Here is a 1,163-nt window from a genome sequence, read left to right on the forward strand (position 1 = left end):
GACAAAGGGCTGACCGGAGCGGTCGATCCGGAGGTCGACGCGGGCGTAGTCCCGGCACTGGCAGGCACGGAAGGTCGCAACCGCAATGTCCTGCAGCAAAGTTGCAAGGCTGCTCTCGACTTGCGCCGGGCAAATCGTCGGTGGCTGCACGGCAGCCAGATACTTCGCTTCCCAAGTCAAAAGACGTGTTTCGCGTTCGCCGAAGTCGATCTCCGCCAAAGGCAATACCTCTATCTCTCGGTTTCCGAGCAGCGCCACATGGATTTCTCGCCCATCTATGTATTCTTCCACGAGCGCATCCTGCGCATATTGCGTGATGATCATTTCCACTGCCTGCGTCAGCTTAGCGGGCTCATGTACGAGCTGCAAACCGAAGCTGTTGTCTTCGTGACGCGGCTTCACTACCACTGGGAATCGAAGACCCTCGGTGCTCTCGGTGCCGCTGCGCATGACGCGAAAGTTCGGCGTTGGCACGCCGCAACTGCGCATGAGCGTCTTGCTGATGACCTTATCGTCGGTCAGCCCATGCCCGAGCGGACTCGATCCGGTGTATGGAACACCGGCCATCTCAAGCATGGCAGGAACGTGGGTAAAACGGTACTCGCCTTGAATTCCCTCTGCCAAGTTGAATACTAACCCCGAAGGGCGGGCTTGCGGATCGGGTGGCATGAAGCCCTGGAGCGTGGCGAGCAGTTCTTTATCGCCTTCACACAGCAGAGTTTCGTGGCCGCCCTCTTGCAATGCCGCCATCACGCTTTTGGTTATCGCGCCGTAATGCGGCCAAGGCTGCGGCGGCTGCGGATAAGGCTGACCGAACCGGTTGATCACGCCCGTAAAATCACTGTTCCACACGACGGCTACCCGCATGAGCTACTCCTTTGATGTATGCCTTGCTGTCACGTGCATTCGTTCGGATCCGGATCTCTGTGGGAACAGCTCATCTTGACCGCACGCCTACACGAAGCCTCAAGCAATCGGCGTGCCACCGAACAGGTGGCGCGAAAAAGGGGGAAAAGCATGTGTTTCGCGCCGCGCCGGGGCATATTTGCGCCTCAATGTGTCGGGTTCCGCACGAAACGTGTCCCGTGGTGTAGATGATACGGGCGAGTGGCGAAGGCATCTTTCAGCCTGCGGTAGCTCGCGGCGGGCAGCGCCGTCGCGCC

Annotated in this window: 1 protein-coding gene; it reads right to left on the bottom strand. The window is 59.3% G+C overall.

Translation table 11 applies throughout. The annotated features are described in order from the left end of the window. Positions 1–867: hypothetical protein (locus EOA36_RS35785; RefSeq protein WP_127230901.1), on the bottom strand; the 867-nt coding region annotated here is incomplete at its 3' end. Positions 868–1,163 lie beyond the last annotated feature (296 nt).

This window comes from Mesorhizobium sp. M8A.F.Ca.ET.021.01.1.1 (assembly GCF_003998025.1).
GTDB lineage: Bacteria > Pseudomonadota > Alphaproteobacteria > Rhizobiales > Rhizobiaceae > Mesorhizobium.